General features: G+C 62.0%; 22 protein-coding genes. 8 read left to right on the top strand and 14 right to left on the bottom strand.

Translation table 11 applies throughout. From position 1 onward, the window contains the following. The first annotated feature begins 33 nt into the window (after nucleotides 1–33). Both AC1RM7_RS19605 and AC1RM7_RS19600 read left to right on the top strand, forming a co-directional pair. The gene (locus AC1RM7_RS19605; RefSeq protein ID WP_024920305.1) at nucleotides 34–1266 is read left to right on the top strand and encodes an O-succinylhomoserine sulfhydrylase; all 1233 of its coding nucleotides are present in this window, start codon (nucleotides 34–36) and stop codon (nucleotides 1264–1266) included. Nucleotides 1267–1289: 23 nt separating this feature from the next. After that, a complete protein-coding gene (locus AC1RM7_RS19600; protein WP_492837482.1) occupies nucleotides 1290–2129 on the top strand; it encodes a PhzF family phenazine biosynthesis protein in 840 nt (279 codons plus the stop codon). Between the two features lie 3 nt (nucleotides 2130–2132). On the opposite strand, the gene AC1RM7_RS19595 is transcribed toward AC1RM7_RS19600, so the two are convergent. From AC1RM7_RS19595 to AC1RM7_RS19585, 3 genes are read right to left on the bottom strand one after another with little or no spacing between them, the layout of a single operon-like run. Next, entirely contained in the window at nucleotides 2133–2990 is an 858-nt protein-coding gene (locus tag AC1RM7_RS19595) for an SGNH/GDSL hydrolase family protein (protein ID WP_051055056.1), read from the bottom strand. A 44-nt stretch (nucleotides 2991–3034) separates the two neighbouring features. After that, nucleotides 3035–3805 (bottom strand): SGNH/GDSL hydrolase family protein, encoded by a 771-nt coding sequence (locus tag AC1RM7_RS19590; RefSeq protein WP_024920302.1) that lies wholly within the window; start codon nucleotides 3803–3805, stop codon nucleotides 3035–3037. Next, complete coding sequence (locus AC1RM7_RS19585) at nucleotides 3802–5034, bottom strand: OpgC domain-containing protein (RefSeq protein WP_006022979.1); 1233 nt, start codon at nucleotides 5032–5034, stop codon at nucleotides 3802–3804. Before AC1RM7_RS19585 ends, AC1RM7_RS19590 begins: the two co-directional genes overlap by 4 nt. Nucleotides 5035–5288: 254 nt before the next feature. Between AC1RM7_RS19585 and apaG the strand changes: the two genes are divergently transcribed. Continuing rightward, a complete protein-coding gene (gene apaG, locus AC1RM7_RS19580) occupies nucleotides 5289–5681 on the top strand; it encodes a Co2+/Mg2+ efflux protein ApaG (RefSeq protein WP_024920301.1) in 393 nt (130 codons plus the stop codon). Between the two features lie 46 nt (nucleotides 5682–5727). On the opposite strand, the gene AC1RM7_RS19575 is transcribed toward apaG, so the two are convergent. From AC1RM7_RS19575 to AC1RM7_RS19565, 3 genes are all read right to left on the bottom strand, one after another. Next, nucleotides 5728–6729, bottom strand: a complete 1002-nt coding sequence (locus tag AC1RM7_RS19575) for an Hsp33 family molecular chaperone (protein ID WP_024920300.1) — start codon at nucleotides 6727–6729, stop codon at nucleotides 5728–5730. A 244-nt stretch (nucleotides 6730–6973) separates the two neighbouring features. Continuing rightward, nucleotides 6974–7900 carry an ornithine carbamoyltransferase gene (gene argF / locus AC1RM7_RS19570; protein WP_006022982.1) on the bottom strand — a complete coding sequence of 309 codons (927 nt, stop codon included), beginning with the start codon at nucleotides 7898–7900 and terminating at the stop codon, nucleotides 6974–6976. Further along, entirely contained in the window at nucleotides 7900–9120 is a 1221-nt protein-coding gene (locus AC1RM7_RS19565) for an aspartate aminotransferase family protein (RefSeq protein ID WP_006022983.1), read from the bottom strand. Before AC1RM7_RS19565 ends, argF begins: the two co-directional genes overlap by 1 nt. Here AC1RM7_RS19565 and AC1RM7_RS19560 point away from each other — a divergent pair. Further along, nucleotides 9097–9357, top strand: coding sequence for a hypothetical protein (locus tag AC1RM7_RS19560; protein WP_160166471.1), 261 nt, complete (start codon nucleotides 9097–9099; stop codon nucleotides 9355–9357). The genes AC1RM7_RS19565 and AC1RM7_RS19560 overlap by 24 nt on opposite strands. Before the next feature lie 321 nt (nucleotides 9358–9678). Further along, nucleotides 9679–10188, top strand: a complete 510-nt coding sequence (locus AC1RM7_RS19555; RefSeq protein ID WP_006022984.1) for a GcrA family cell cycle regulator — start codon at nucleotides 9679–9681, stop codon at nucleotides 10186–10188. A 136-nt stretch (nucleotides 10189–10324) separates the two neighbouring features. Here AC1RM7_RS19555 and AC1RM7_RS19550 read toward each other — a convergent pair whose 3' ends face one another. The 5 genes from AC1RM7_RS19550 to AC1RM7_RS19530 form a co-directional block, all read right to left on the bottom strand. Then, nucleotides 10325–11635, bottom strand: a complete 1311-nt coding sequence (locus AC1RM7_RS19550) for an ATP-binding protein (protein ID WP_024920299.1) — start codon at nucleotides 11633–11635, stop codon at nucleotides 10325–10327. Between the two features lie 45 nt (nucleotides 11636–11680). Beyond that, on the bottom strand, nucleotides 11681–12742 hold the full coding sequence (locus tag AC1RM7_RS19545; protein ID WP_024920298.1) for a putative bifunctional lysylphosphatidylglycerol flippase/synthetase: 1062 nt from the start codon (nucleotides 12740–12742) through the stop codon (nucleotides 11681–11683). Nucleotides 12743–12915: 173 nt separating this feature from the next. Next, on the bottom strand, nucleotides 12916–13443 hold the full coding sequence (locus AC1RM7_RS19540) for a DinB family protein (RefSeq protein ID WP_034459533.1): 528 nt from the start codon (nucleotides 13441–13443) through the stop codon (nucleotides 12916–12918). 6 nt (nucleotides 13444–13449) lie between these two features. Beyond that, on the bottom strand, nucleotides 13450–13746 hold the full coding sequence (locus AC1RM7_RS19535; protein WP_024920296.1) for a hypothetical protein: 297 nt from the start codon (nucleotides 13744–13746) through the stop codon (nucleotides 13450–13452). A gap of 2 nt (nucleotides 13747–13748) precedes the next feature. Further along, nucleotides 13749–15143 carry an OmpA family protein gene (locus tag AC1RM7_RS19530; RefSeq protein WP_024920295.1) on the bottom strand — a complete coding sequence of 465 codons (1395 nt, stop codon included), beginning with the start codon at nucleotides 15141–15143 and terminating at the stop codon, nucleotides 13749–13751. Nucleotides 15144–15349: 206 nt separating this feature from the next. On the opposite strand from AC1RM7_RS19530, the gene AC1RM7_RS19525 reads away from it, so the two are divergent. The 3 genes from AC1RM7_RS19525 to AC1RM7_RS19515 all read left to right on the top strand — a co-directional run bounded on the left by AC1RM7_RS19525 (nucleotide 15350) and on the right by AC1RM7_RS19515 (nucleotide 17721). Further along, entirely contained in the window at nucleotides 15350–16408 is a 1059-nt protein-coding gene (locus AC1RM7_RS19525; RefSeq protein ID WP_024920294.1) for a polysaccharide deacetylase family protein, read from the top strand. Nucleotides 16409–16501: 93 nt separating this feature from the next. Next, nucleotides 16502–17305: an SDR family NAD(P)-dependent oxidoreductase gene (locus tag AC1RM7_RS19520; protein ID WP_024920293.1), complete on the top strand. Its 804-nt coding sequence runs from the start codon at nucleotides 16502–16504 to the stop codon at nucleotides 17303–17305. Between the two features lie 11 nt (nucleotides 17306–17316). Continuing rightward, nucleotides 17317–17721: a GFA family protein gene (locus tag AC1RM7_RS19515; RefSeq protein ID WP_024920292.1), complete on the top strand. Its 405-nt coding sequence runs from the start codon at nucleotides 17317–17319 to the stop codon at nucleotides 17719–17721. 92 nt (nucleotides 17722–17813) lie between these two features. Here the strand turns inward: AC1RM7_RS19515 and boxA are convergent, their stop codons facing one another. The 3 genes from boxA to boxC form a co-directional block, all read right to left on the bottom strand. Then, a complete protein-coding gene (gene boxA / locus AC1RM7_RS19510; RefSeq protein ID WP_024920291.1) occupies nucleotides 17814–19022 on the bottom strand; it encodes a benzoyl-CoA 2,3-epoxidase subunit BoxA in 1209 nt (402 codons plus the stop codon). 162 nt (nucleotides 19023–19184) lie between these two features. Then, the gene (boxB, locus tag AC1RM7_RS19505) at nucleotides 19185–20630 is read right to left on the bottom strand and encodes a benzoyl-CoA 2,3-epoxidase subunit BoxB (protein ID WP_024920290.1); all 1446 of its coding nucleotides are present in this window, start codon (nucleotides 20628–20630) and stop codon (nucleotides 19185–19187) included. 118 nt (nucleotides 20631–20748) lie between these two features. After that, the gene (gene boxC, locus AC1RM7_RS19500; RefSeq protein WP_024920289.1) at nucleotides 20749–22437 is read right to left on the bottom strand and encodes a 2,3-epoxybenzoyl-CoA dihydrolase; all 1689 of its coding nucleotides are present in this window, start codon (nucleotides 22435–22437) and stop codon (nucleotides 20749–20751) included. Nucleotides 22438–22453 lie beyond the last annotated feature (16 nt).

Genomic DNA, 22453 nt, shown 5'->3' with positions numbered 1-22453 from the left:
TGTCCATCGCGAGGTGGCCACGATGGAGTGCACATGTCCGAGACCAAAACACCCGCGGCCAATGCTTCCCCAAGCAAGCCGCCATCCCCGACCCGCAATTATCGCCCGGAAACCCGCCTCGTGCATTCAGGCACGCTGCGCTCGCAGTACGGCGAAACCTCCGAAGCGTTGTTCCTGACGCAGGGTTTCATCTACGACACTGCCGAACAGTGCGAAGCGCGCTTCACCGGCGCGGACCCCGGCTTCCTGTATTCGCGGTTTTCGAATCCGACCGTATCGATGTTCGAGCAGCGCATGATCGAACTCGAAGGCGCCGAGGCCGCGCGCGCCACCGCGACCGGCATGGCGGCGGTCACCACCGCGATCCTTGCTCCGCTCAAAGCCGGCGATCATGTGGTCGCAGCGAAAGCGCTGTTCGGTTCGTGCCGTTATGTCGTGGAAGATCTGCTGCCGCGCTACGGCATCGAATCCACGCTGGTGGATGGTCACGATCTTGACCAGTGGCAGAAGGCGATGCGCCCGAACACCAAATCGTGCTTCCTCGAAAGCCCGACCAACCCGACCCTCGATGTGGTCGACATCGGCGCTGTCGCCGAGATCGCGCATCGCGGCGGCGCGCGGCTGATCGTGGACAACGTGTTCGCCACACCGATCTGGCAAAGCCCGCTGACGCTCGGCGCCGACGTCGTGGTCTATTCTGCGACCAAGCACATCGACGGCCAGGGCCGCTGTCTCGGCGGCATCATCCTGTCGTCGGAGGCTTTCATTCAGGAGCACATCCACACGTTCCTGCGCCAGACCGGACCTGCGATGTCACCATTCAACGCATGGGTGCTGCTGAAAGGCCTTGAGACGCTGAGCATTCGCGTGAAGGCGCAAACCGAAAGCGCCGCGGCGATCGCCGATGCGTTGGCCAAACATCCGAAAATCTCGCGGCTGATCTATCCGGGCCGGGCCGATCATCCGCAGGCAGCCATCGTGAAGAAACAGATGCGCGCGGGTTCGACCCTGATCGGTTTCGAGGTGAAGGGCGGCAAGGCCGCAGCGTTCCGCACGTTGAACGCGCTGAAGCTGGCGCGGATTTCCAATAACCTCGGCGATTCCAAAAGCATCGTCACCCATCCGGCGACCACGACGCATCAGCGGCTGACGCCGGAGGCGCGCGCTGAACTTGGCATCAGTGAAGGCTTCATCCGCTTCTCGGCGGGACTGGAGCACAAGGACGACCTGATCGAGGATCTGAACGCGGCGCTGGAGAAAGCCTAAGACAGAAGCGCGCTGGATATTCCATGAGTACATTTTCGTTCCAGCAGGTCGATGTTTTCACCGGCAAGCGGCTCAAGGGTAATCCGCTTGCCGTGGTCATTGGCGCCGACGGACTTTCCGACGACGCCATGGCTTCGCTCGCGAACTGGACGAATCTGAGCGAAACCACCTTTCTCCTGAAGCCTACGACGGCAGAGGCCGATTATCGCCTGCGGATTTTTACGCCCTCAGGCGAGCTGCCGTTCGCAGGCCATCCAACGCTCGGCAGTTGTCACGTCTGGTTGAGCCTCAGGAATACTGCCGGGCAGACGCATGTCGTTCAGGAATGCGGTGCGGGCCTCATCAAAATCAGGCGCGACGGGAACAGGCTGGCATTTGCCGCCCCTCCGCTGCGCCGGACCGGCGATGTCGAAAGCGACATTCTCGATCAGATCGCGCGCGGCCTGCAAATTCGCCGGGACGCCATCAAGGCGGCGCAGTGGATCGACAACGGCCCCGGCTGGGTGGCGGTGATGCTGACATCACGCACGGAAATCCTGTCGCTGAAACCGGACTATCCGGTGCTTGGGAACCTGAAGCTCGGCGTGGTCGCGCCATGGGACCCTTTGCGCGACGGCAAGGACGCCTTCTTCGAGGTTCGCGCATTCATATCCAACCGCGCGACCGAAGACCCCGTCACGGGCAGCCTGAATGCCGGTCTCGCGCAATGGCTGATGTCCGCAGGACTTGCGCCCGCTGCATACGTCGCAAGCCAGGGCACCGTGCTTGGACGAGAGGGCCGCGTTTACGCCGCGCGTGATGGTCACGACATCTGGATCGGCGGCGAGACGCAGACGTGCATCGAAGGCAGGCTGACGATCTAAGCCTTACATCGGCCGGAAGGTCATCACGTTGGCCGGAATGTTGACGCCGGCCTTCACCTGTCCGACCGACTTGATGATGGTGTCGCCGAGCAACTGGGCGAAGCACGCGTAGCCCCAGTCGTTCATGTGCAGGCCGTCGCCGATCACGAACTTGTCGAACGGCATTTTTTCGTCCTCGTGCCATTGCCGCATGACATCGAAGCGCGGAAACACCGAGATGTTCTTGAGCTTGGCGACATCGCCGAGCAGTTTGACCATCCGGCTCGCGTTCTCGGTTTTCTCGGCAACCGCCGGAACGTATTGCGGATCAATCAGCACGACATCGATCCCCCTGGCCTGAAGGCGCGCGATGCCGTCCTCCACCAGCGCAGCCGTCGCCGCGATGTCGCTGGCATTGCCCTTGACCACAGCGTTGGTGCCGAGCTGCCAGATCACGAGATCAGGGTCCGCATCGAGAACGGCGACATCGAACCGCTTCATCATTTCGGGCGCATCCTGCCCGCCCATACCGCGATTGATGACACTGATGTCGGCGGTCGGAAACTTGCGGCGCAACTGATCCGCAAGACGGCTGGGATAATTGTAGGCCGCTGACGTGCCGAAACCGACCGTGGTCGATGAGCCGAAAGCCACGATGGTCACCGGCTCGCCCGCAGCGATCCGCCGCGCAACGCGCGGCAGCGAACCCGGAACGTCCTTCAATCCCTTGGCGGGCAGACACGGCACGCGGGTGAGAATATCCCCGGCACCCTTGGCCACAGTCTTCGCCGCTTCGATAGCTTTTGTTCCGAGACCCTTCTGCTGGGGCGCGTCGGGCACCTGGGCTCGTACAGGGGAGACGGCGGGTAATCCCCACGTCATAGCGCCCGCCATGGCGGCAATCGCCAAACGACCATAAAAATTCATCAACGTTGAATCCTGAGCTCAGCCGGATTGATGCGCGACGCTTCCACGACCATCGCGGCCAGCGACCGGCCGATACAGTCATGCACACGCTTCGCCATTCCATATCCGTGGGCTGAACCGAAAAGATCAAAATCGCCGGCATCGCTCCAGTGACGCATGATCGAAAACCGGTCGAATATCGGCACTTCATGCTGCTGTGCGACGACCCGTATCGTGTCGATATAGGGACCAACCGACAGCATCGTCTCCATACGTGGGTTGTATTGGAGATTCATCAAGAGCACATCGGGGCCTGCTTTCTGCAGTGCCTCAACCCCGCTATCCAACGCGGCGCGGAAATCGTCAGGATCAACCGCGCGTATCGCATCGACCGTGCCGGTCTGCCAGATCACCAGATCCGGCTTCTGATCCGCCGGCAGCTTGTCGATCATCTGGCTAAAACCCTGCGCGGCTTCCGCGGCTGTTTTCTTGGGCCGCAGGTCGGTCCTGACATTGACAGTGACGCCAGCCAATGCTTCGCGCAAAGCGGACTCCAAACGTGCCGGATAAGACATGTTCGCACCGTCAGAGCCAGGTAGCGCTGAAGAGCCGCTGCCGACCACAAGGATATCCAGACGCTTCTTGGTCTTGATCGCGTTTGCGACCTTCGGAAGTGGGCTTTCCGTCGTCAGGAGATATGCGGGCACAGTACAGCCGGGACCGTCCTCGGCGCGCGCCGGAGCAGCCACCAGGACAGACGCGAACAGACCTGCAACCAGTAACGCTCTCATGACCCGCCTCCGGCGAGGTCGGCATCGGCATCAGCGCTTTTTGCGCGTTTGTCGCCCTTGCCTATTTCGCTCTTGTACCACGAAAATAGCCATGCGGCCGCTGACATGATGACAATCCCGGCGACGCTGACGAAGAAATGCATCCATGCTCCGCCGGACACTTCGGCCAGAACAAAATGACCCGCGAATGCGAGGAAGACGCCGAGACAAAATATCTCCAGAGAATGCTGACCACACCGGATCACCGGGCGAAGCCACGGCGATCTCAGACCCGGCCAATCCTTCGGAAGCACGCGGACCGTAATCGCCGCCAGCGCCAGAAAATGCACAAAGCGGAGAACATCGAGATCGGTCTTGTTGATCGGATACATCCAGCTTTCCAGCCAGCGCGGCATGAAAATGTTGAGCTGCGGAACGTGCCAGGTCAGCGTGACGCAGAACGCAAACACAAGATAGCCAATGCAGAGCCAGAGCGTAATGCGCGAGGACAGAATGCGCGCCATTCGCTTTGCGCCACCGAGCGCGCACCAAGCCCCGAATACGAACAGCAACTGCCAGGCGAACGGATTGAAAGCCCAGAAGCCGTTTGGATAAGCGGGAAGATACCAGTCGAATTGCCAGGTCAGGGCATAGAGCAGGACCGAGAGTGACAGCGCCAGATCGGCCTTGCGCTGCATCAGCCAGATGATCCCCGGCAGGAAAATCATGAGCACGATGTAAAGCGGCAGCACGTCCATATTGACGGGCCGGAATTTCAGCAACAACGCCTGAACGATCGTGACGTCGGGCTGCTTGAGGAAATCCAGAATGCCCATTTCTTCCGCGTAGAGCGGGTTCTCGAACCGCGTCGCGATGTAAGAGATTTCTGCGAGATAGATTGTAAACAGGAAAACGTGCGCCACGTAGATTTGCCAGACGCGCTTGAAGATGCGCGCACTCGCCACCACGAAGCCGCGATCAAGCATCGCGCGGCTGTATACGAATGCCGCAGTGTAGCCCGAGATAAAAATGAAGATCTCGGTGGCGTCACTGAAGCCGTAGTTGCGGATGGTGAACCAGGTCAGAATGTTCGGCGGAAGATGGTCGATGAAGATCAGCCACAGCGCCATACCTCGAAAGAGATCGAGGCGCAGCTCGCGTTCGCCCGCGGCAACCGGAAGCGCGACGGCCTTTGCAGCAGGCGCTTTCGCAACAGCCTGATCGGTCATCTCGGTGGTCACGAGCGTCATCCGGTCAAGTCCGTTTCATCCGGTTCCATTCGAAGTGGCAGGCGCTTGTCATGATCCTACGGAAGATCAAACCGGCCCGCAAATTGCAAGCATTCCATTGGACCGGCGCCCGGAAGAATGCTGGATGGCAACGTTGTTGAAACAAAGATCGGTACGATGTCGTATCCTGAACAGGCCGCCGCAAGCATCAATTATTGGTGCCTACGCAAGGGATGAGAGGTCTGCTATTCTGTAACCCATTGTGGACGGACACCATGTATCGCGCCGTGACCCGCCAGATTGAAGTCATCGTCGAGCCGAGCTTCCTGCCCGAACGCTCGTCGGCTGAAGACGGCCGTTTTTTCTGGGCTTACACGATCGCCATCGTCAATTCGGGGAGCGAAACCGTCCAGCTCAAGAGGCGTCACTGGATCATTACCGATGGCGTCGGCCGCAGCCAGGAAGTCAACGGCGAGGGTGTGGTCGGAGAACAGCCGGTACTCGAGCCGGGTGAACGGTTCGAGTACACCAGCGGGGTGCCGCTTCAGACACCCTCCGGATTCATGACCGGCAGCTATCAGATGGTAACCGAAAACGGCGAGCCGTTCGATATCGACATCCCTGCGTTCTCGCTCGACAGTCCGAGCTACAAGCGGACGCTGAACTAGAGCATCCATAAGCCAAAGGCGGGCAGCCGCGAGACCGGCCCAGCCTCTAGTCAGCCGCCCCCTGATTGGACACCGGCTCGACGCCTGCTTCATCCGGCGTGAACTCATATACCGAACTGCAGAACTCGCAGGTCACGACCACCTTGCCGTTTTCGACCATGTCGGCGCGATCCTGCGGGGTGAAACTTTTCAGCATTCCGGCCACAGCATCGCGCGAGCATGAGCACTGCGCGCGCACTGCCTGCGTCGGAAACACCCGGACTCCGCGCTCGTGAAACAGCCGGAACAACAAACGCTCGCCCGACAGATCGGGATCGATCAGCTCGACATCCTCGATGGTACCGAACAACGACCGGCTCTCGGCCCACGCATCGTCTTCCGGCAGGTCATGTTTGACCGCGCCCTCGGGGGCATCGCCGGGATGCAGGTCGGGCTGACGCGCGCGCTCGGGCGCCTTGGGCAGGAACTGCATCAGCATGCCGCCGCCGCGCCACCGGTGTTTCGGACCGTCACCACTGCGGAATTCCTCACCGACCGCGAGCCGCACCCGCGTCGGAATCTGCTCCGAACGGAGGAAATATTCATGCGCGGCGTCTTCCAGATTGCCGCCTTCCAGCGCAACGAGGCCCTGATAGCGGCTCATCTCGGCACCCTGATCGATGGTCATGGCAAGATGCCCGTGGCCGAGCAGCGCCGCGGAGTCCTGGCCGGACTTCAGCCTGCTTGCATCGAAGCGCGCATAGGCACGCAGCCGGTTCGGCGCCTGAAAATCAACGACGATCATCGACACAGGACCATCGGTCTTGGTCTGCAAAATAAAGCGGCCATCGAACTTGAGCGTCGAAGCGAGCAGTGTTGTGAGCACGATGGCTTCGCCAAGCAGCTTGCCGACCGGAGCCGGATAGTCGTGCTTGGTCAAAATCTCGTCGAGCGTCGGGCCCATCTTCGCCAACCGGCCGCGCACATCCAGCGCGCTGACTTCAAAGGGCAGCACAGCATCATCCACCGGCGTTGCGGAGGGAGCACGGATTTGGCTTTCGAGAGTCATGTCGGACGCATTCTTTTCAAGGAAACGAATTGCCGCAGCGAAAAGCAAAAACCATGACGGTCTGATTTCCGGCCCCAGGGCAATGATGGATCAAGCGAAGTGTCCGCACAATATAGGGTGCCTTGTTCCGCAAAAAAGGGAGTGGATCGGGAACACAAGCCAGCGGAGAAACCGCCGGAACGCCGCGAACAAGGGCTATTTCGCGCGGAGCACGACCCTTCGACAATCCGTTTTGTGATCAGGCCTAGCCGATCGCGTGCAGGCACCAGGCCAGAATGCCCTTTTGCGCGTGCAGACGATTTTCCGCCTCGTCGAACACCACCGACTGCGGGCCATCGATCACTTCATCGGTGACTTCCTCGCCGCGATGTGCCGGCAGGCAGTGCATGAAGATGGCGCCGGGGTTGGCCAGCGACATCAGCTTCTCATTGACCTGATAGGGCCTCAGCACGTTATGGCGATGCTCGCCTTCCTTGTCGCCCATCGAGACCCAGGTGTCGGTGACCACGCAATCGGCGCCGCGCACCATTTCCTCGGGCTTGGTGCCGAGCACGACCGGCGCGTCTGCCGCCTTGATCCAGTCCTTCAGCAGCTTGTTGGGCGCCAGCTCCGGCGGCGTCGCAACACGAAGGTTGAATCCAAACCGCTCCGCGGCATGCGCCCACGACGCCAGCACGTTGTTGTCGTCGCCGGTCCACGCCACCGTGCGTCCCTTGATCGGGCCGAGATGCTCCTCGAAGGTCATCACGTCGGCCATCACCTGACAGGGATGCGACCGCCGGGTCAGACCGTTGATCACGGGCACGGTTGCGTGCGCCGCGAGTTCGGCCAGCGCCTCGTGGTTGAGAATGCGGATCATGATCGCATCGACGAAGCGTGACAGCACGCGCGCGGTATCGGCGATGGTTTCACCGCGGCCCAACTGCATCTCAGCGCCGGTCAGCATGATGGCTTCGCCGCCGAGCTGGCGCATGCCGACATCGAACGACACACGGGTACGCGTCGACGGCTTGTCGAAGATCATCGCAAGCGTCTTGCCGTCCAGCGGCCTGTCGGAAATGTCCCCGGCCTTGCGCTTCTTCTTCATCGCCATGCTGGCGTCGAGGATTGTCCGCAAGTCCCTGGTCGGCACGTCGAACAGGTCGAGGAAATGTCGGGGAGACTTGCTCATCACACCGCCTCGCGCCGCGCGGGCGTTCGCGTCAGCTTGGCGCAAGCACGCTCGACACGTGACACCGCATCCTCGATCTCAGCCTCGGTGACGATCAGCGGCGGCAGCAATCGCACGACGTTCTCGCCGGCGCCGACGGTGAGCAGCTTTTCGCTGCGAAGCGCTGCGACGAGATCACCGGCAGGCACAACCGCTTTCAGGCCGATCAGCAGGCCATCGCCGCGGACTTCATCGACAACGTCGGGATAGCGGTCGATGATCGACGCCAGTTTCTGCTTCAGCAACAGCGACGAACGCTGCACATTCTCAAAAAACTTCGGCGCCAGCATCACATCGAGCACGGCGTTGGCTGCGGCCACTGCAAGCAGGTTGCCGCCGAACGTCGAGCCGTGGGTGCCCGGGGTCATGCCCGCAGCGGCGGCCGCCGTGGCCAGACACGCACCGATCGGAAAGCCGCCGCCAAGCGCCTTTGCCAGCGCCATGATATCAGGCTCAACGCCGGTCTTCTCGTAAGCGAAGAGGCTGCCCGTACGACCCATGCCGGTCTGTACTTCGTCGAATACCAGAACGAGCTTGTTGTCGTCGCAAAGCTGCCGCAGCGCGCGGAAGAAAGAAGGGTCGGCCGCGCGCACGCCGCCTTCGCCCTGCCATGGCTCGATGATGACACCCGCCGTCTCGGGACCGATTGCCTTCTTCACGGCCTCAAGATCGCCGAGCGGCACCTGATCGAAACCTTCGACCCGCGGCCCGAAACCTTCGAGATATTTCTGCTGCCCGCCGGCCGCGAGCGTCGCAAGCGTGCGGCCGTGAAATGCGCCTTCAAACGTGATCAGCCGATACCGCTCCGGATGGCCGTTCACCGCCTGAAACTTGCGCGCCATCTTGATGCACGCTTCCATCGCCTCCGCGCCGGAATTGCAGAAGAACGCCACGTCGGCAAAGCTCGCGTCGCAAAGCCGCGTCGCCAGCCGCTCACCTTCCGGAATCGTGAAAAGGTTCGAGACGTGCCACAGCTTCGCGGCCTGTTCCTGCACGGCAGCGACCAGGTGCGGATGCGCATGACCGAGCGCATTCACCGCCACACCACTGGTGAAGTCGAGATAGCGGTCGCCATTGGTCGCGATCAGCCATGGCCCCTCGCCGCGCTCGAAAGCGACGTCGGCGCGGGCAAAAACCGGCAACATGTGAGAGTCGAGATGCGGTTTGACACTTTGGCTCATGGCGACCTGATCGATGGTGAGGGGTCAGCAGCGGCGCGACCGCATCAGCGCTCGTCGCTCAGTTGCCTGCCCCGGAAACGAAACGTGCCGCCCGAAAAAGGCGGCACGTGGTGGTTATTCTATTGGTGGACCCTGTTGTGTCAATCCACGCGGGCCCTTCTGCAGGCCGCAGCGGAAGCCCGTTTGCTGCTTCAACTGAAGCATATTCCGGCGTTTTTGCACCTGTTCCAGCGTTGAAACTGCCTGCGCGGTCAAGAAAGCCGCGATTTGCAGCATCGCATAAAGATCGAATTTATTTGATTTTTGGCCGGAACATGTGGACGCGGCATGCCCGACTCTTGCGCGCGAGTCACGCCATATTGTAGCATCCCTGACGTTGGGTACGACATCTCGTGCGGCGGTTCTGATCCTCGATTGTCTTCGGTACGGCGTAAACGCCCGGTCGCTTTTCATGCAACCGGCGAGGGCTAAGGGATTCTGCCGACAGGGATTTTGGACGGTTTGCAATCGCGACGCCGCGTCGAAAATGGCCGGCGCGATATCAAAAGGAAGAGTGCGATGACGGTAATAAGCTGGACCGACGATCGCGTTGAACAGTTGAAAAAGCTTTGGGAAGCCGGGCTTTCGGCAAGCCAGATCGCTGCCGAGCTCGGAAACATCACCCGCAATGCCGTGATCGGCAAGGTGCACCGGCTGGGTCTCTCCGGCCGGGCCAAGAGCCCGTCTTCCGCGGCGCCCCGGCAGCGCAAGGTGCGTCCGGCGCAGCATATGATGAGGATCAGCCGTCCGGTGTCGCGCGGTAACACCGCGCTGGCCCACGCCTTTGAGGTCGAAGCCGAGCCGGATCCGATCGCCTATGACAACGTGGTGCCGATGAGCCAGCGCCTCAGCCTGCTGGAGCTCAACGAGAACACTTGCCACTGGCCTGTCGGCGATCCGGGCAGCCCGGATTTCTTCTTTTGCGGCGGCAAGTCGCTGACCAGCCTGCCATACTGCGCGCATCACTCACGCGTTGCCTATCAGCCGGCCTCCGATCGCCGCCGCACCTCGCGGCCGAGCACGAAGTAAGCCGAAATCCTTTCATAAATAGCGAAAAAGCCTCATCGATCCGATGAGGCTTTTTTGTTGCGAAGTGGCGACGAACCTTGCCGCAAAAGGCGGCTTTATGATCGTGCGGCGAAAATGCGACGGACTGAAATCGCCCTTACTCTTTCGCTGCAATCTTGTCGCCCGCAGGAGTCTTCGTCGTCGGAAAGCATGCGGTGAAGGTCGCGCCGTGACCTGGAACGCTCTCGATCAGGAGCCGCCCGCGATGACGGTTGAGGATGTGCTTGACCAGCGAGAGGCCCAGTCCGGTGCCGCCCTGCGCACGGCTGTCGCCGACATCGACGCGATAGAACCGCTCGGTCAGGCGCGGCAAATGCTCCGGCGCGATACCAGGACCAAAGTCGCGCACCGCGAGGCGAATTTCGCCGGCATCATTTGGCGCAGGTTCGGTCAGTGACACCACGACGCGTCCGCCGGATGCGCCGTACTTGAGGCCGTTCTCGATCAGGTTTTCCAGCAGGCGCAGCAATTCCTCGTTGTCGCCGGCGACGACAACCGGCTCATGAGGAAGTTCGACATCGATGGCAACCTGACGCTCGCTCGCCAGCGGCTCCAGCCCATCGACCACCTGACGCACCAGCGGCACCACGTCGACCAGCTTTTCGGGCCGCACATGCGCGCTGAGCTCGACCCGCGACAGAGACAAGAGATCGTCGATCAGCCGCGCCATGCGCGTCGCCTGCGCGTGCATGATGCCGAGAAACCGTTCGCGCGCCTTGGCATCCTCGCGCGCCGGCCCCTGCAACGTATCGATGAATCCCGACAGCGCTGCGAGCGGGGTGCGCAATTCGTGGCTCGCATTGGCGACGAAGTCGGCGCGCATTTCCTCGACCCGGCGCAGCGGCGTCTGATCCTGGAATGTCATCAGAATGCAATATTCACTGCCGCCGAATGCCGTCGGCAACAGCAGCGGCGTCACGATCAATTCCATCCAGCGGTCGATCGGAACGCGATCCACATAGCTGGCGCGCTGCGGCTGACGGGTGGCGATGGCTTCGCGCAGCGCCGCGATGATCTCGGGAGAGCGCAGCGCGAACAGCGCCAGTTCGTTCTTGCGCAGAGCCGGCGCCAGTTGCGCTGCGGCGGTGTTGAAATGCAGCACGCGCCCGGCGCGGTCTAGCAGCACGGCTGCATCGGGCATCCCGCCGACCAGCGCCTGCACCACCGGCGTTTCCGCGGGCCGCGCGCCGATCAAGTCTTCGTTCGCCGGAACGGATTGATGCAGATGCCATGGCACAAGTGCCGCACCCCCGATCACCACAAACACCAGTCCGGCCTGCGGCAGCGTCAGGCCGCCGAACATCACCGAAGCCGCGAGGCCAAGCGCCGTCGCGATCAGAATGATCGCCGACCGCCGCAGCCGATCCGACCACGGAGCAAAACCGGAATTTGGAGACGTCATCGTCATGCGCCGTACCTGTTTCGCTCTCGTACGAGCTGACGCCAGCCCGCCCTAGGAGACCGGTGACCGCGATCCCTGAGGCGGCCCCTTGGCCGACGGAGACTTCGCCGCGTCGTCGAGCCGTTTCAGGGCCGCTGAGACTCGCTTCGCCCGAAGACCGACAATAAGCTCTCGAAGCGAGAGCAAGATGACAGAAATAATGAACGGGACGAGATAATAAAGCACCCGGAACAGCAGCATGCCGGCCAGAAGCTCTTCCCGGTCGAACTGAAACAGGCCCACCAGCATCGCGGCATCGAATACACCGAGGCCGCCCGGCGAATGGCTGGCGAAACCGAGCAGCGTCGCCGAGACGAAGATCACCGCGACCACGATGAACCCGACATGAGGTTCATCCGGCACCAGAATGTACATCGCCAGCGCACAGAACCCGAGATCGACGATCCCGATCACGATCTGCAGCAGCGTCAACGGCCCGCCGGGAAGAAAGACGCTCCAGCTTCCGCGGCCGACTTCGCGCGGCTTCATCCAGACCCAGATGACATACGCACACAGGGCAAGCAGGATACCGATGGCCGCGACGCGGTTGAGCCAGACCGGCAGCTTGTCGATGGAGGCGGCTGCTTCCGGATGATAGGCGACGCCAAGTCCGAGCACGGCGGCGTTGCCGAGCCAGAACGTCAGCCCGGCGAGAAAGCAAACCTTGGCGACATCGACCGCCGACAGACCCCACGCCGAATAGACCCGATATCGCACCACGCCGCCGGTAAAGACGCTGGCCCCGACATTGTGGCCGATCGAATAGCTGGTGAATCCGGCAAAGGCGGCAACCCGGTAAGGCACCGCATTGCGTCCGATGGCGCGCAGCGCGAACAGGTCGTAGAACGTCAGCGTGAAGTAACCGGCCGCGACGCAGAGGCCGGCGAGCACGATGGTGCGGATTTCGGTGCCGCGCAGCGCTTCGTAGAGGTCGTCGATATCGAGCCCCTCGAGCATGTGATAGAGGATGTAGCAAGCGGTCGCGATGATCGCGATGCTGATCGCAACACCAATCTTGTGCAGGATTTGCTTCTCGCGCATGTACGCGATGGCCCCGCGCAGTGTCTCCAGCATCCAGACCTCAAAATTCGATCAAGCGCACTATCCCTCGTGCTGTCCTAGCAGACCGGCGCGGCGACCGCGAGAGCCGGTATCGCCAATTTGAGCCCATTTGCGAGCCATAAGTCACGTTAAGAATACTGAGACACTACCGCCATCCATTGCACCGCAACGGTGTCGCCACCATGTCAGCGCGATGACGCCGATTTGATCTGCTCGCGCTGAAAAAACAGCAGGTCCAGTTCGGGACCCGGCTGTCCAAGCCCTGTCAAAAGCGCATGAGTCTGGCCGCGATGATGGGTCTGGTGGTTGAACCAGTGCGCCAGCGCGGGAGCCAGTTCCTGCACGAAATGCTCGGGGCTCGAGACGCGCCGATAGGAAATCGTTCCCGCAACGCGCGCGTCATCCAGACCGTCCACATAGGCCACGATCCGGGCATCTTCCGCCGCCCGGGCTGCACGAAGCGCATCGAACGTGTCGAACAGGATCGCGTCGAGCCGGTCCGGCGCGTCGCCTTCGCCGGTGAACCGCTTCATCCAGATGCGATCCGTTGCCAGCAGATGATTCAGCGTGCCGTGGACCGACTTGAAGAAGGCGCCGCGATCGGCCCGGTAGTCGGCGTCGCCGAGACGACCGGCGGCCTCATAGAGCCGCGCATTGGCCCACGCATTGTAATGGCCGAACATCCGGAAATGCCGTGTCAGGCCGCCTGCCATCTTGCTTCAGCCTGCGGCGGTGTGCCGCGCGACCACAAGACTGCGGAGCCACGAGCCGACCGCGCAACCGAGAACATAAGCGGCGAACATGACGAGACCGAGGTCGAGCCAGTATCCGGCCCGGCCCGGCGCCAGATGAAACACCGACCCCAGGATGAGCGCCGCGATCAGCACCGCGACCTTGCGCAGCGTCATCGTAGACCAGCCGCGCCCGCGATGGACCACCGCGATCCATCCCATTGCAAGGCCGACCACGGCTGACGCCAGCACCCAACCCCAGTTAAACATCGCAAGGTAGATCATGCTCATTTCACCACGAAATCGATGCGCCGGTTCTTGGCCTTGCCGTCGTCGGTATCGTTGGCGGCAACCGGCTGCGAACTGCCGTAGCCCACGGCCTTCAACCGGTCCGGCGGCAGTCCAGCCTTGATCAGATACTCCGACACCGCCTGCGCGCGCTTTTCGGACAGCGCCATATTGGAGGTGTTGTCGCCGTCGCTGTCGGTGTGGCCGGCCACCTCGATGTTGGCGGTCGGACAGCGCAGGGCGGTTTCGATGAGTTTGTCGAGCAGCCCCATGGAATCCTTGTCGATGGTGGCGCGGCCGGACTCGAACCTGATCTTCGCCTTGCCCAGCAGTTCGAAAAACAGTTGCTGGCAAACCGTCGGATCAACAGCGCTGGCCACCGGCTTGACCGAGACATCCGCCTTTACGCTCCAGCCCTGCGGCAACTCACCGCCGATGCCGCCGCGAATCTGATCCGCCGCGACAGCATAGAGCGCATCGCCCGACAGCTTCACCTCACGATCCGAGATCGTCAGCGAGCCGGTCGAAACCCGCGACAGCGCGCCAAGCGCGGCCACCGCCGCGTTCTGGAATCCCTGCGGCGCACCGGCGCTCGCCTTCAGATTATCAACCAGCTTTTCGGCGAAGAACTTGCGGCCGACCGCCGCGACAATGGCGGCATGAACGTTGTTGTCGGGCACATACCCTTCGAGCGTGACGGTATTTGCGACCGGGTCCTTGTTGGCGCGGAAGATATAAGGCGGCGCCTTGATGGCGTTCTCCTTCACCGAATAGCCTTCGGGCAGATTTTTCAGCGCCGCCAGGATCGCCTCGCGGTTGCCGATTTCGCGCGCCATGCCGGTCAGGCTGACGGCGGTGTCGCTGAGGGTGATCTTGCCGTCCTTGAGCTTGCCGATCTGTTCGACCAGCAGCAATGCCGCGGCGTCGAACCGCGGCGGCGCGCCCCGCGCCAGATCCATCCGGTCCGATACCTCGGTACCGGCGGCCGCGGCGCGCGCGGCGTCCGCCAGCCGTGCCTTGCTCGCGGGCAACGGCGCATTCCCACCGAGCGTGATCCTGACCACATCGCGCTCGATCGACCATTCGAACGGCTTGGCTTCGCGGATCAGGCGGGTGTCGTCGTCGAGCAGCCGCACCCCGGCAACGGCCTCGACCTGCGAGGCCGCGCTGCGACGCCCCTCTTCCGAGAACGCGTCCGCCGACAGCGAGACATCGCGGCCGGACACGGAAATGCGGGTCTTGTCGAGGATGGTGTCCTTGAGCGCAGCGGTCGCCCGCGCCGCGATATCGGTCTCAAGAGGCGAGGTATTCGTCCAGATCGCGCCGATCCAAAGGAACCCCAAGGGAATCAACCCCGGCCACCATTTTCTTGCCCAACTGGATATTCGGTTCATCCCGGACCTTCACCTGACGGAATGGAGACAAAACAAACCCTCGGCAGGGTGTCAAACAGGAAATGACCGCCGAACCGGGCTGGATGCAGAAGGCCCGTTCCGGGCCTGCCCAAGGCTGTTTTGAGCACCCGCATAACCGTTTGTTCAACGGTTTCTGCCAAATCTTGGGGCCGGATTCCTGAAATCATCGGCCCGAGCCCGCCGCCATGAAGCAGCTTCGCCACAACGTCATTCGCGCCGGCCTCGACGCGCTGTATTTCACCGGCGCGCACCATGTGCTGCGGCCGATCCTGGCGGGCGTCGGCACCATCTTCATGCTGCATCATGTTCGCCCGGCGCGCGACAACATGTTCCAGCCCAACCGGCATCTGGAAATCACGCCCGACTTCCTGCGCGAGGTTCTGGCCCATGTCCGCGCGCTCGATGTCGATATCGTGTCGATGGATGAAGCGCATCGCCGGATGGTTGAGCGTGATTTCGCGCGCCGCTTCGCCTGCTTCACTTTCGACGACGGCTATCGCAACAACCGCGACCATGCGCTCCCCGTGATGCGCGACCACAACGCGCCGTTCACGGTCTATGTCGCCAGCGATTTCGCCGAAGGCACCGGCAGATTGTGGTGGGAAGCGCTGGAGCGCGTCGTCGCCAAAGCCGAGACGATCGAGATCGTTCGCGGCGGTGGGGTGCTGCGGCTCGATGCGCATGACGCCGCCGCCAAGCAGGACGCCTTCAACCAGACCCACGACTGGCTGCGCTCGCTCGGAAGCGACGCCGAGGTGCAGAGCGAGGTCAGCGCGCTGTGCGCGCGGCACGGCGTGGACGATTCAGCCATCGCGCGCGAGCTGTGCATGTCCTGGGATGAACTGAAGACATTTTCCGCCGATCCGCTGGTCGGCATCGGCGCGCACACCGTCAGTCATTGCAATCTTGCCCGCGAAACCGAAGCCGGCGCAGCACGCGAGATGCGGGAGAGCCGCGCGCGAATCGAGGACCATCTGCAAAAGTCCGCGCGGCATTTCGCCTATCCTTATGGAGACAAGGCCGCGGCGGCCGCGCGCGAGTTCGCGATGGCGAAGGAGCTTGGCTTCGCAACCGCCGTGACCACGCGTCCCGGCATGATCTTCGCCGAGAACGCCGGACACCTCACGGCCCTGCCGCGCATTTCGCTGAACGGCAACTACCAGACCACGCGCTTCCTGTCGGTGCTGACATCCGGCGCCGCGACCGCGATGTGGAACGGCTTCCGCCGCGTGGACGCCGCGTAGAACGCGTTTCAAACAGAATATCGCATTTCCGCCATTCCTTGACTTGTTCCTTGCTGCTGGCGCTATATCGCCGCCAAAGCAACAGGAGGCACCATGTTCAAGGATATGTTTTCGCTCAATGGCCGTGTCGCCCTCGTCACCGGCGGTTCGCGCGGCATCGGCAAGATGATCGCGGGCGGCTTTCTCGCCTATGGCGCGTCGAAGGTCTACATCACCGCGCGCAAGGCCGGACCGTGCGAGGAAACCGCAAAGGAACTGACCGCAGCCTATGATGGCGAGTGCATCGCGCTTCCCATCGACATGTCGACGGTCGAAGGCTGCAACAAGCTCGCCGAAGAAATCATGAAGCGCGAGCCGAAGCTCGACGTTCTCGTGAACAATGCGGGCGCGGCCTGGGCCGCTCCGTTCGATGAATTCCCGGAGAACGGCTGGGACAAGGTGATGAACCTCAACGTCAAGTCGCTGTTCTTCCTCACCAAAGCGCTGGCGAAGCCGCTGCGCGCGGCAGCGACCAAGGACAAGCCCGGCAAGGTCATCAACATCGCATCGATCGACGGCCTGTCGGTCAATCCGCTCGAAACCTATTCCTATCAGGCGAGCAAGGCGGCGGTGATCCATCTGACGCGCCGCATGGCCGCAAAGCTGATCCATGACAACATCAATGTCACGGCGATCTGCCCCGGCGCGTTCGAGTCCGACATGAACACCGCGGCGCGCGATCATGGCGACAGCGTTGCCAAGGCGATTCCGTCTAAGCGCATCGGCCGGCCGGAAGACATGGCCGGCATCGCGATCTATCTGGCCTCGCGCGCCGGCGATTACGTGGTCGGCAATTCGATCGCGGTGGATGGCGGCATCGTTTACGCCAATCTCAGCCTGCCGGTTGCGGGGGAGTAACAGCAACGACCATGGCGCGAACAGCAGCATGCGTGTGCGGCCAGCTCTCGGTCACGACCGAGGGCGAACCATCCGGTGTCTATGCCTGCAGTTGCACAAAATGCCAGCGCAGCAGCGGCAGCGCGTTCAGCTATGCCGCTGTGTTTCCGCGCGCCGCGGTGACGATTTCAGGCAAGCACAACGCCTATCGCGGCGGAAGCGATTCCGGGCGCTGGAACGAGGGACATTTCTGTCCTGATTGCGGCACCAATGTCTTCAGCTATGTCGAAGCAGAGCCGAACGACATTATTGTCGCCGCGGGATGTTTTGCCGATGCATCGCTCAAAGCGCCCCAAATTCTGTTCTGGGCATCACAGCGGCATCACTGGCTGAAACTGCCGGACAGCACAGTGCTGCTCGATAAGCAGCCGGACTGAGAAACCCGTCATTGCGAGCGAGGCGAAGCAATCCATCGTGCTCATAAAGCTGGATTGCTTCGTCGCGAACGCTCCTCGCAATGACGAGGCTCTCAATACGTCTCGACGTGATAACGCCCGCTCTCGCGCATCTTCGGTTTCAGCGCCGACCAATCGATCGAGGCCGCGCGGCAGGCATCGGCGAAGGCTTCATCGACGCCGCTCTCCATGCCTTTCAATCCGCAGATGTAGACATGGGTCTTGTCGTCACGCAGCAGCGCGGCGATCTGGGCCATCTCGCTGCGAATACGATCCTGCACATAGACGCGCGGCTGATCCGGCACGCGTGAATAGCAGAAGTATTTGCCGAGCAGCTTTTCCGGCACTTTCTGCAACGGCCCGAAGTACGGCAGTTCTTCCGGACGCCGCGCGCCGAAGAACAGCAGCAACCGTCCCGGTGCATCCGGCATGGCGCGGCGACGGCGCTCGGTAAAGCCGCGGAACGGCGCCGAACCCGTGCCGGTGCAGATCATGATGATGTTTGCGGCAGGATCGTCGGGCATCAGGAAGGTGGCGCCGAACGGACCCGTGACTTCGAGCTTCGCGCCGCGCGGCAGATCACACAGATAGTTCGAGCAGACGCCGTTGTCCTCGCGCTTCACTGTGAGCGCGAGATTGTTGGTGTTCGGCTTCTCGCCACCGCGGGGGCTTGCCACCGAATAGAGCCGCGCGACATGCGGCTTGCCGTTCTCGTCGGTGCCGGGCGCGACGATGCCGATGCTCTGGCCTTCCAGCACCGGGAACGGCTGATCGCCGAAATCCAGGATGATGTGACGCACATCGGAATCGGCATTGGCATCGGTGAGACGGAAATTTCCGGTGACCGTCGCCGTCGCCGGCTTGCCGCGGTTGTAGAGATTGACCGTCGGCTTGCTGGCGGAATGCGGTGCGACCGGCTTGCCGCCGAGGCCCTTGCGGGCTTCTTCCAGCAGCCGTGAGACTTCATCCTCCAGCGCCTCGACCGCGCCGCCTTCGCCAGAAGCCGCTGCTGCGACCTCTTCCTGCTTCGGCAATTCCTCCCACGAGAATTGCTCCTCAAGGGAATAGGCCCTCGTCACCACGCGCCAGTTGTCGATCGAGCCGGTGGGACACGGCGAAATACAGTCCATGCAGTGATTGCAGATGCTCGCATCGACAACATAGTTGTTGCCGTCATGCGTCACCGCATCGACCGGACATGTCTCTTCGCAGGTGTTGCAGCGAATGCAGATTTCCGGGTCGATGAGATGTTGCTTGATGAGGTCGGTGACTGGAGTATTCATGGTTGATCTTCGACTTTCTTCCCCTCTCCCCTTGTGGGAGAGGGTGGCGAAGTTGAGCGGAGCGAAACTGAGCCGGGTGAGGGGTTACGATGTTAAAAGAACCCCTCACCCGCCCTCGCTTTGCTCGGGCCCCCTCTCCCACAAGGGGAGAGGGGAAGAGTCTCACGCCGCGATCTTCACGTATTCGAAGTCGCCGGGCTTGTTGTCGATGCCCACCTTGGGCGGTGCGATCCAGTTCGCGAACTTGCCGGGCTCGGACACCGGCTCCATCAGCGAGGAAATGAAATCGCCGTCCGCAGCCGAGGGCAGATAGTCGTCGCGAACCTTCGCCCACTCGGCATCGGAAACAATGATGCCCTTCGGCGTCGCCTGCACATTGGCGAATTCACCGATCTGGCGGTGGAACGCGGTGTGCGGCAATTCAAGGCGGAAATTCACGCCCGCCTTCTCGATCACCTTGTTCCAGCGCTCGACACCCTTGGCGCAGTCTTCGGTGTAATCGTCGCGCAGGCGCATGTTGAGTGCGGTGAGCGCGGGCTCGTCCACCAGCGTGATCTTGCCGTCGACCATTTTGAGCACCTTGTAAATGTCATTGGTCAGGCGATGATCGTCGTCGATCTTGGTTTCCTGGAAGCGGCCCTTGAGGCCCGCATTGTAGAAGTTCGCGGCGTTGGTCGAGACCTCCGATCCGAACAAATCGAGCGACAGCGAATAATGCAGGTTCATTTTTTTCTGCATGGTCGGCAGATCGATGACGCCGAGCGCGCGGACCCGCTCGATCTCATTCGGGTCTTCGATACCGGCAGCCTTCATCGCATCACAGGTGCGCTGAAGCACACGGCTGACGCCGGTCTCCCCGACGAACATGTGATGGGCTTCTTCAGTCAGCATGAAGCGGCAGGTGCGCGACAGCGGATCGAAACCGGACTGCGCCAAGCTTTCGAGTTGCATCTTGCCGTCGCGGTCGGTGAAGAACGTGAACATGAAGAACGACAGCCAGTCGGGCGTTGCTTCATTGAATGCGCCGAGCATGCGCGGCGCGTCTTCGTCCCCCGAACGGCGGCGCAGCAGATCGTCGGCTTCCTCGCGGCCGTCGCGGCCGAAATACTTCTGCAGCAGATAGACCATCGCCCAGAGATGGCGGCCTTCTTCCACGTTGACCTGAAACAGGTTGCGCATGTCGTAAAGCGACGGCGCGGTTTTACCCAGATGGCGCTGCTGTTCGACGGAAGCCGGCTCGGTGTCGCCCTGGATCACGACGAGACGGCGCAGCATCGCGCGATACTCGCCGGGCACTTCCTGCCAGGCCTTCTCGCCCTTGTGCTGACCGAAATTCACCAGGCGCTGCTCGTCCTGCGGCGCAAGCAGGACGCCCCAGCGATATTCCGGCATGCGGACGTAATCGAACTTGGCCCAGCCCTTCGGGTCCACACTGATCGCGGTGCGCAGATAGACCAGCGATTCCTGGAAGCCATCCGGGCCCATGTCGTTCCACCAGTCCAGATAGCCCGGATGCCAGCCCTCCAGCGCTTTCAGCACCTGACGGTCTTCGGCGAGATTGACGTTGTTCGGGATCTTGGTGGTGTAGTCGACGTTCATGATGTTCATGGCGTGCTCTCCGTCAGGTTGCTTTGTCATTGCGAGGAGCGAAGCGACGAAGCAATCCAGCTTCTTTATGTGGCCCTGGATTGCTTCGCTTCGCTCGCAATGACGGCATTTAATTTTCTCAAACCCTCGTCATGTCGAACTGCGCGCGCTCGCCGGTGCCGTAGCGTTGCAGTGCGCCGTTTTCCCCCACCGCATTCGGCCGCTGGAAGATCCAGTTCTGCCACGCAGTGAGCCGCGAAAAGATTTTCGATTCCATGGTCTCGGGCCCGACGAAGCGCAGGTTCGCTTCCATGCCGGTGAGACTGTCAGGCGAGAACGACGTGCGCTCTTCAAGGAACACGCGCACTTCATCGTCCCAGTCGATGTCATCGAGGGCGAAGGTGACAAGGCCAAGTTCTTCCGCCGTCTCGGCATCGAGCGCTTCGCCGACCTTCGCCTTCGCCGTCTCGACATCCGACGGATCGGCCTGGAAGCGCGATTCCAGCCGCGTGAGCCCGTGGCTCATGGGATAGGGACCGAAGTTCGCAGGCGAGAGAATGATCTCCGCAGGCGCGCGATTGTCGCCCTGCTTCTCGCCGATCAGCATGTAGGAGCGGTCGGAGGCGAACACGAGTTCCGCCAGCGTGCCGACGAAGCAGGAGCCTGGCTCGACCAGCGTCACCAGTGTGCGCGAGGTGACATCGATGCGCTTGAGCACGCGTTTCCAGTAATGACGGATCTCGTTGACCAGCCAGTTGGCCCTGTTGGCTTCGAGGAACGCATCATAGGCCAGCACACGAGAGCGTTCGCCGACCGACTTGAACACCAGCATCGCGATTTCAAGCTCGTTGATCCGCAGATGCAGGATGGCGTCGTCGAGCTCGCGCGCAACCTGCAGCGGCCAGAAATCCGCGCCCTGCGCCGTCATGCCCGCGACATCGGCGGGCGGATCGTTCTCCGGCGCCTTGATGGTGATGGTGGCGATGCGTCCCGCGCGATTGAGATCGACGCTGACGAAACCGTAGCGGATGCCATCTTCGGTGAAGCTGCGCTTCAGCGGCGTCAGCGCGATGCCCTGCCCTTCGCCGTTGCGTTTGGATTTGTCGGCAAATTCCTTCGCGCGCTCCGCGACCTTGGCTTCCAGCTTTGAGTTGGAGACGATCTCGTCCACCAGCCGCCACTGCACGGCGCGCTTGCCCTTGATGCCTTCCTCGATGGTGCAGAAGAAGTCGGCGTGATCGCGCCGGACCTTGCGCTTGTCGACAACGCGGGTGAGCCCGCCGGTGCCCGGCAGCACCGCAAGCAGCGGCACTTCGGGAAGCGCGACGGCAGCCGAACCGTCGTCCGCCATGATGATGTGGTCGGCCGCGAGCGCAAGTTCATAGCCTCCGCCGGCGGCGGTGCCGTTCACCACGCAGATGAAGCGCTGGCCGGAATTCTCCGACGAATCCTCGATGCCGTTACGGGTCTCGTTGGTGAACTTGCAGAAGTTCACCTTGTGCGCGTGGGTTGAACCCGCGAGCATGCGGATGTTGGCGCCGGCGCAGAACACGCGGTTCTTGCCCGAGCGCAGCAGCACCACCTTCACTTCCGGGTGCTCGAAGCGCAGCCGCTGCACGGCGTCGGCGAGTTCAATGTCGACGCCGAGGTCGTAGGAATTCAGCTTGAGCAGGTAGCCCTCGAACAGGCCGCCGTTCTCGTCGACATCCATGGTCAGGGTGGCGACATCGCCCGCCACATCGAGTTTCCAGTGCCGGTACTTCGACGGCTCGGTCTGGAAATCGATGAAGGTCGCGCTATTGGCGAGTTTTCGGTCTTCCGCGGCCATGTCTATCTCTCGATCC

Source organism: Afipia sp. GW822-FHT03D08 (genome assembly GCF_058801645.1).
Note: the sequence above shows the minus strand (reverse complement) of the source record. Positions and strands in the feature narration are given on the sequence as shown.

Coding starts and splice junctions, on each gene's coding strand:
- AC1RM7_RS19605 (WP_024920305.1), top strand. CDS start 34: ATGTCCGAGACCAAAACACCCGCGGCCAATGCTTCCCCAAGCAAGCCG.
- AC1RM7_RS19600 (WP_492837482.1), top strand. CDS start 1,290: ATGAGTACATTTTCGTTCCAGCAGGTCGATGTTTTCACCGGCAAGCGG.
- AC1RM7_RS19595 (WP_051055056.1), bottom strand. CDS start 2,990: ATGACGTGGGGATTACCCGCCGTCTCCCCTGTACGAGCCCAGGTGCCC.
- AC1RM7_RS19590 (WP_024920302.1), bottom strand. CDS start 3,805: ATGAGAGCGTTACTGGTTGCAGGTCTGTTCGCGTCTGTCCTGGTGGCT.
- AC1RM7_RS19585 (WP_006022979.1), bottom strand. CDS start 5,034: ATGACGCTCGTGACCACCGAGATGACCGATCAGGCTGTTGCGAAAGCG.
- apaG (WP_024920301.1), top strand. CDS start 5,289: ATGTATCGCGCCGTGACCCGCCAGATTGAAGTCATCGTCGAGCCGAGC.
- AC1RM7_RS19575 (WP_024920300.1), bottom strand. CDS start 6,729: ATGACTCTCGAAAGCCAAATCCGTGCTCCCTCCGCAACGCCGGTGGAT.
- argF (WP_006022982.1), bottom strand. CDS start 7,900: ATGAGCAAGTCTCCCCGACATTTCCTCGACCTGTTCGACGTGCCGACC.
- AC1RM7_RS19560 (WP_160166471.1), top strand. CDS start 9,097: ATGCGGTTTGACACTTTGGCTCATGGCGACCTGATCGATGGTGAGGGG.
- AC1RM7_RS19565 (WP_006022983.1), bottom strand. CDS start 9,120: ATGAGCCAAAGTGTCAAACCGCATCTCGACTCTCACATGTTGCCGGTT.
- AC1RM7_RS19555 (WP_006022984.1), top strand. CDS start 9,679: ATGACGGTAATAAGCTGGACCGACGATCGCGTTGAACAGTTGAAAAAG.
- AC1RM7_RS19550 (WP_024920299.1), bottom strand. CDS start 11,635: ATGACGATGACGTCTCCAAATTCCGGTTTTGCTCCGTGGTCGGATCGG.
- AC1RM7_RS19545 (WP_024920298.1), bottom strand. CDS start 12,742: ATGCTGGAGACACTGCGCGGGGCCATCGCGTACATGCGCGAGAAGCAA.
- AC1RM7_RS19540 (WP_034459533.1), bottom strand. CDS start 13,443: ATGGCAGGCGGCCTGACACGGCATTTCCGGATGTTCGGCCATTACAAT.
- AC1RM7_RS19535 (WP_024920296.1), bottom strand. CDS start 13,746: ATGATCTACCTTGCGATGTTTAACTGGGGTTGGGTGCTGGCGTCAGCC.
- AC1RM7_RS19530 (WP_024920295.1), bottom strand. CDS start 15,143: ATGAACCGAATATCCAGTTGGGCAAGAAAATGGTGGCCGGGGTTGATT.
- AC1RM7_RS19525 (WP_024920294.1), top strand. CDS start 15,350: ATGAAGCAGCTTCGCCACAACGTCATTCGCGCCGGCCTCGACGCGCTG.
- AC1RM7_RS19520 (WP_024920293.1), top strand. CDS start 16,502: ATGTTCAAGGATATGTTTTCGCTCAATGGCCGTGTCGCCCTCGTCACC.
- AC1RM7_RS19515 (WP_024920292.1), top strand. CDS start 17,317: ATGGCGCGAACAGCAGCATGCGTGTGCGGCCAGCTCTCGGTCACGACC.
- boxA (WP_024920291.1), bottom strand. CDS start 19,022: ATGAATACTCCAGTCACCGACCTCATCAAGCAACATCTCATCGACCCG.
- boxB (WP_024920290.1), bottom strand. CDS start 20,630: ATGAACATCATGAACGTCGACTACACCACCAAGATCCCGAACAACGTC.
- boxC (WP_024920289.1), bottom strand. CDS start 22,437: ATGGCCGCGGAAGACCGAAAACTCGCCAATAGCGCGACCTTCATCGAT.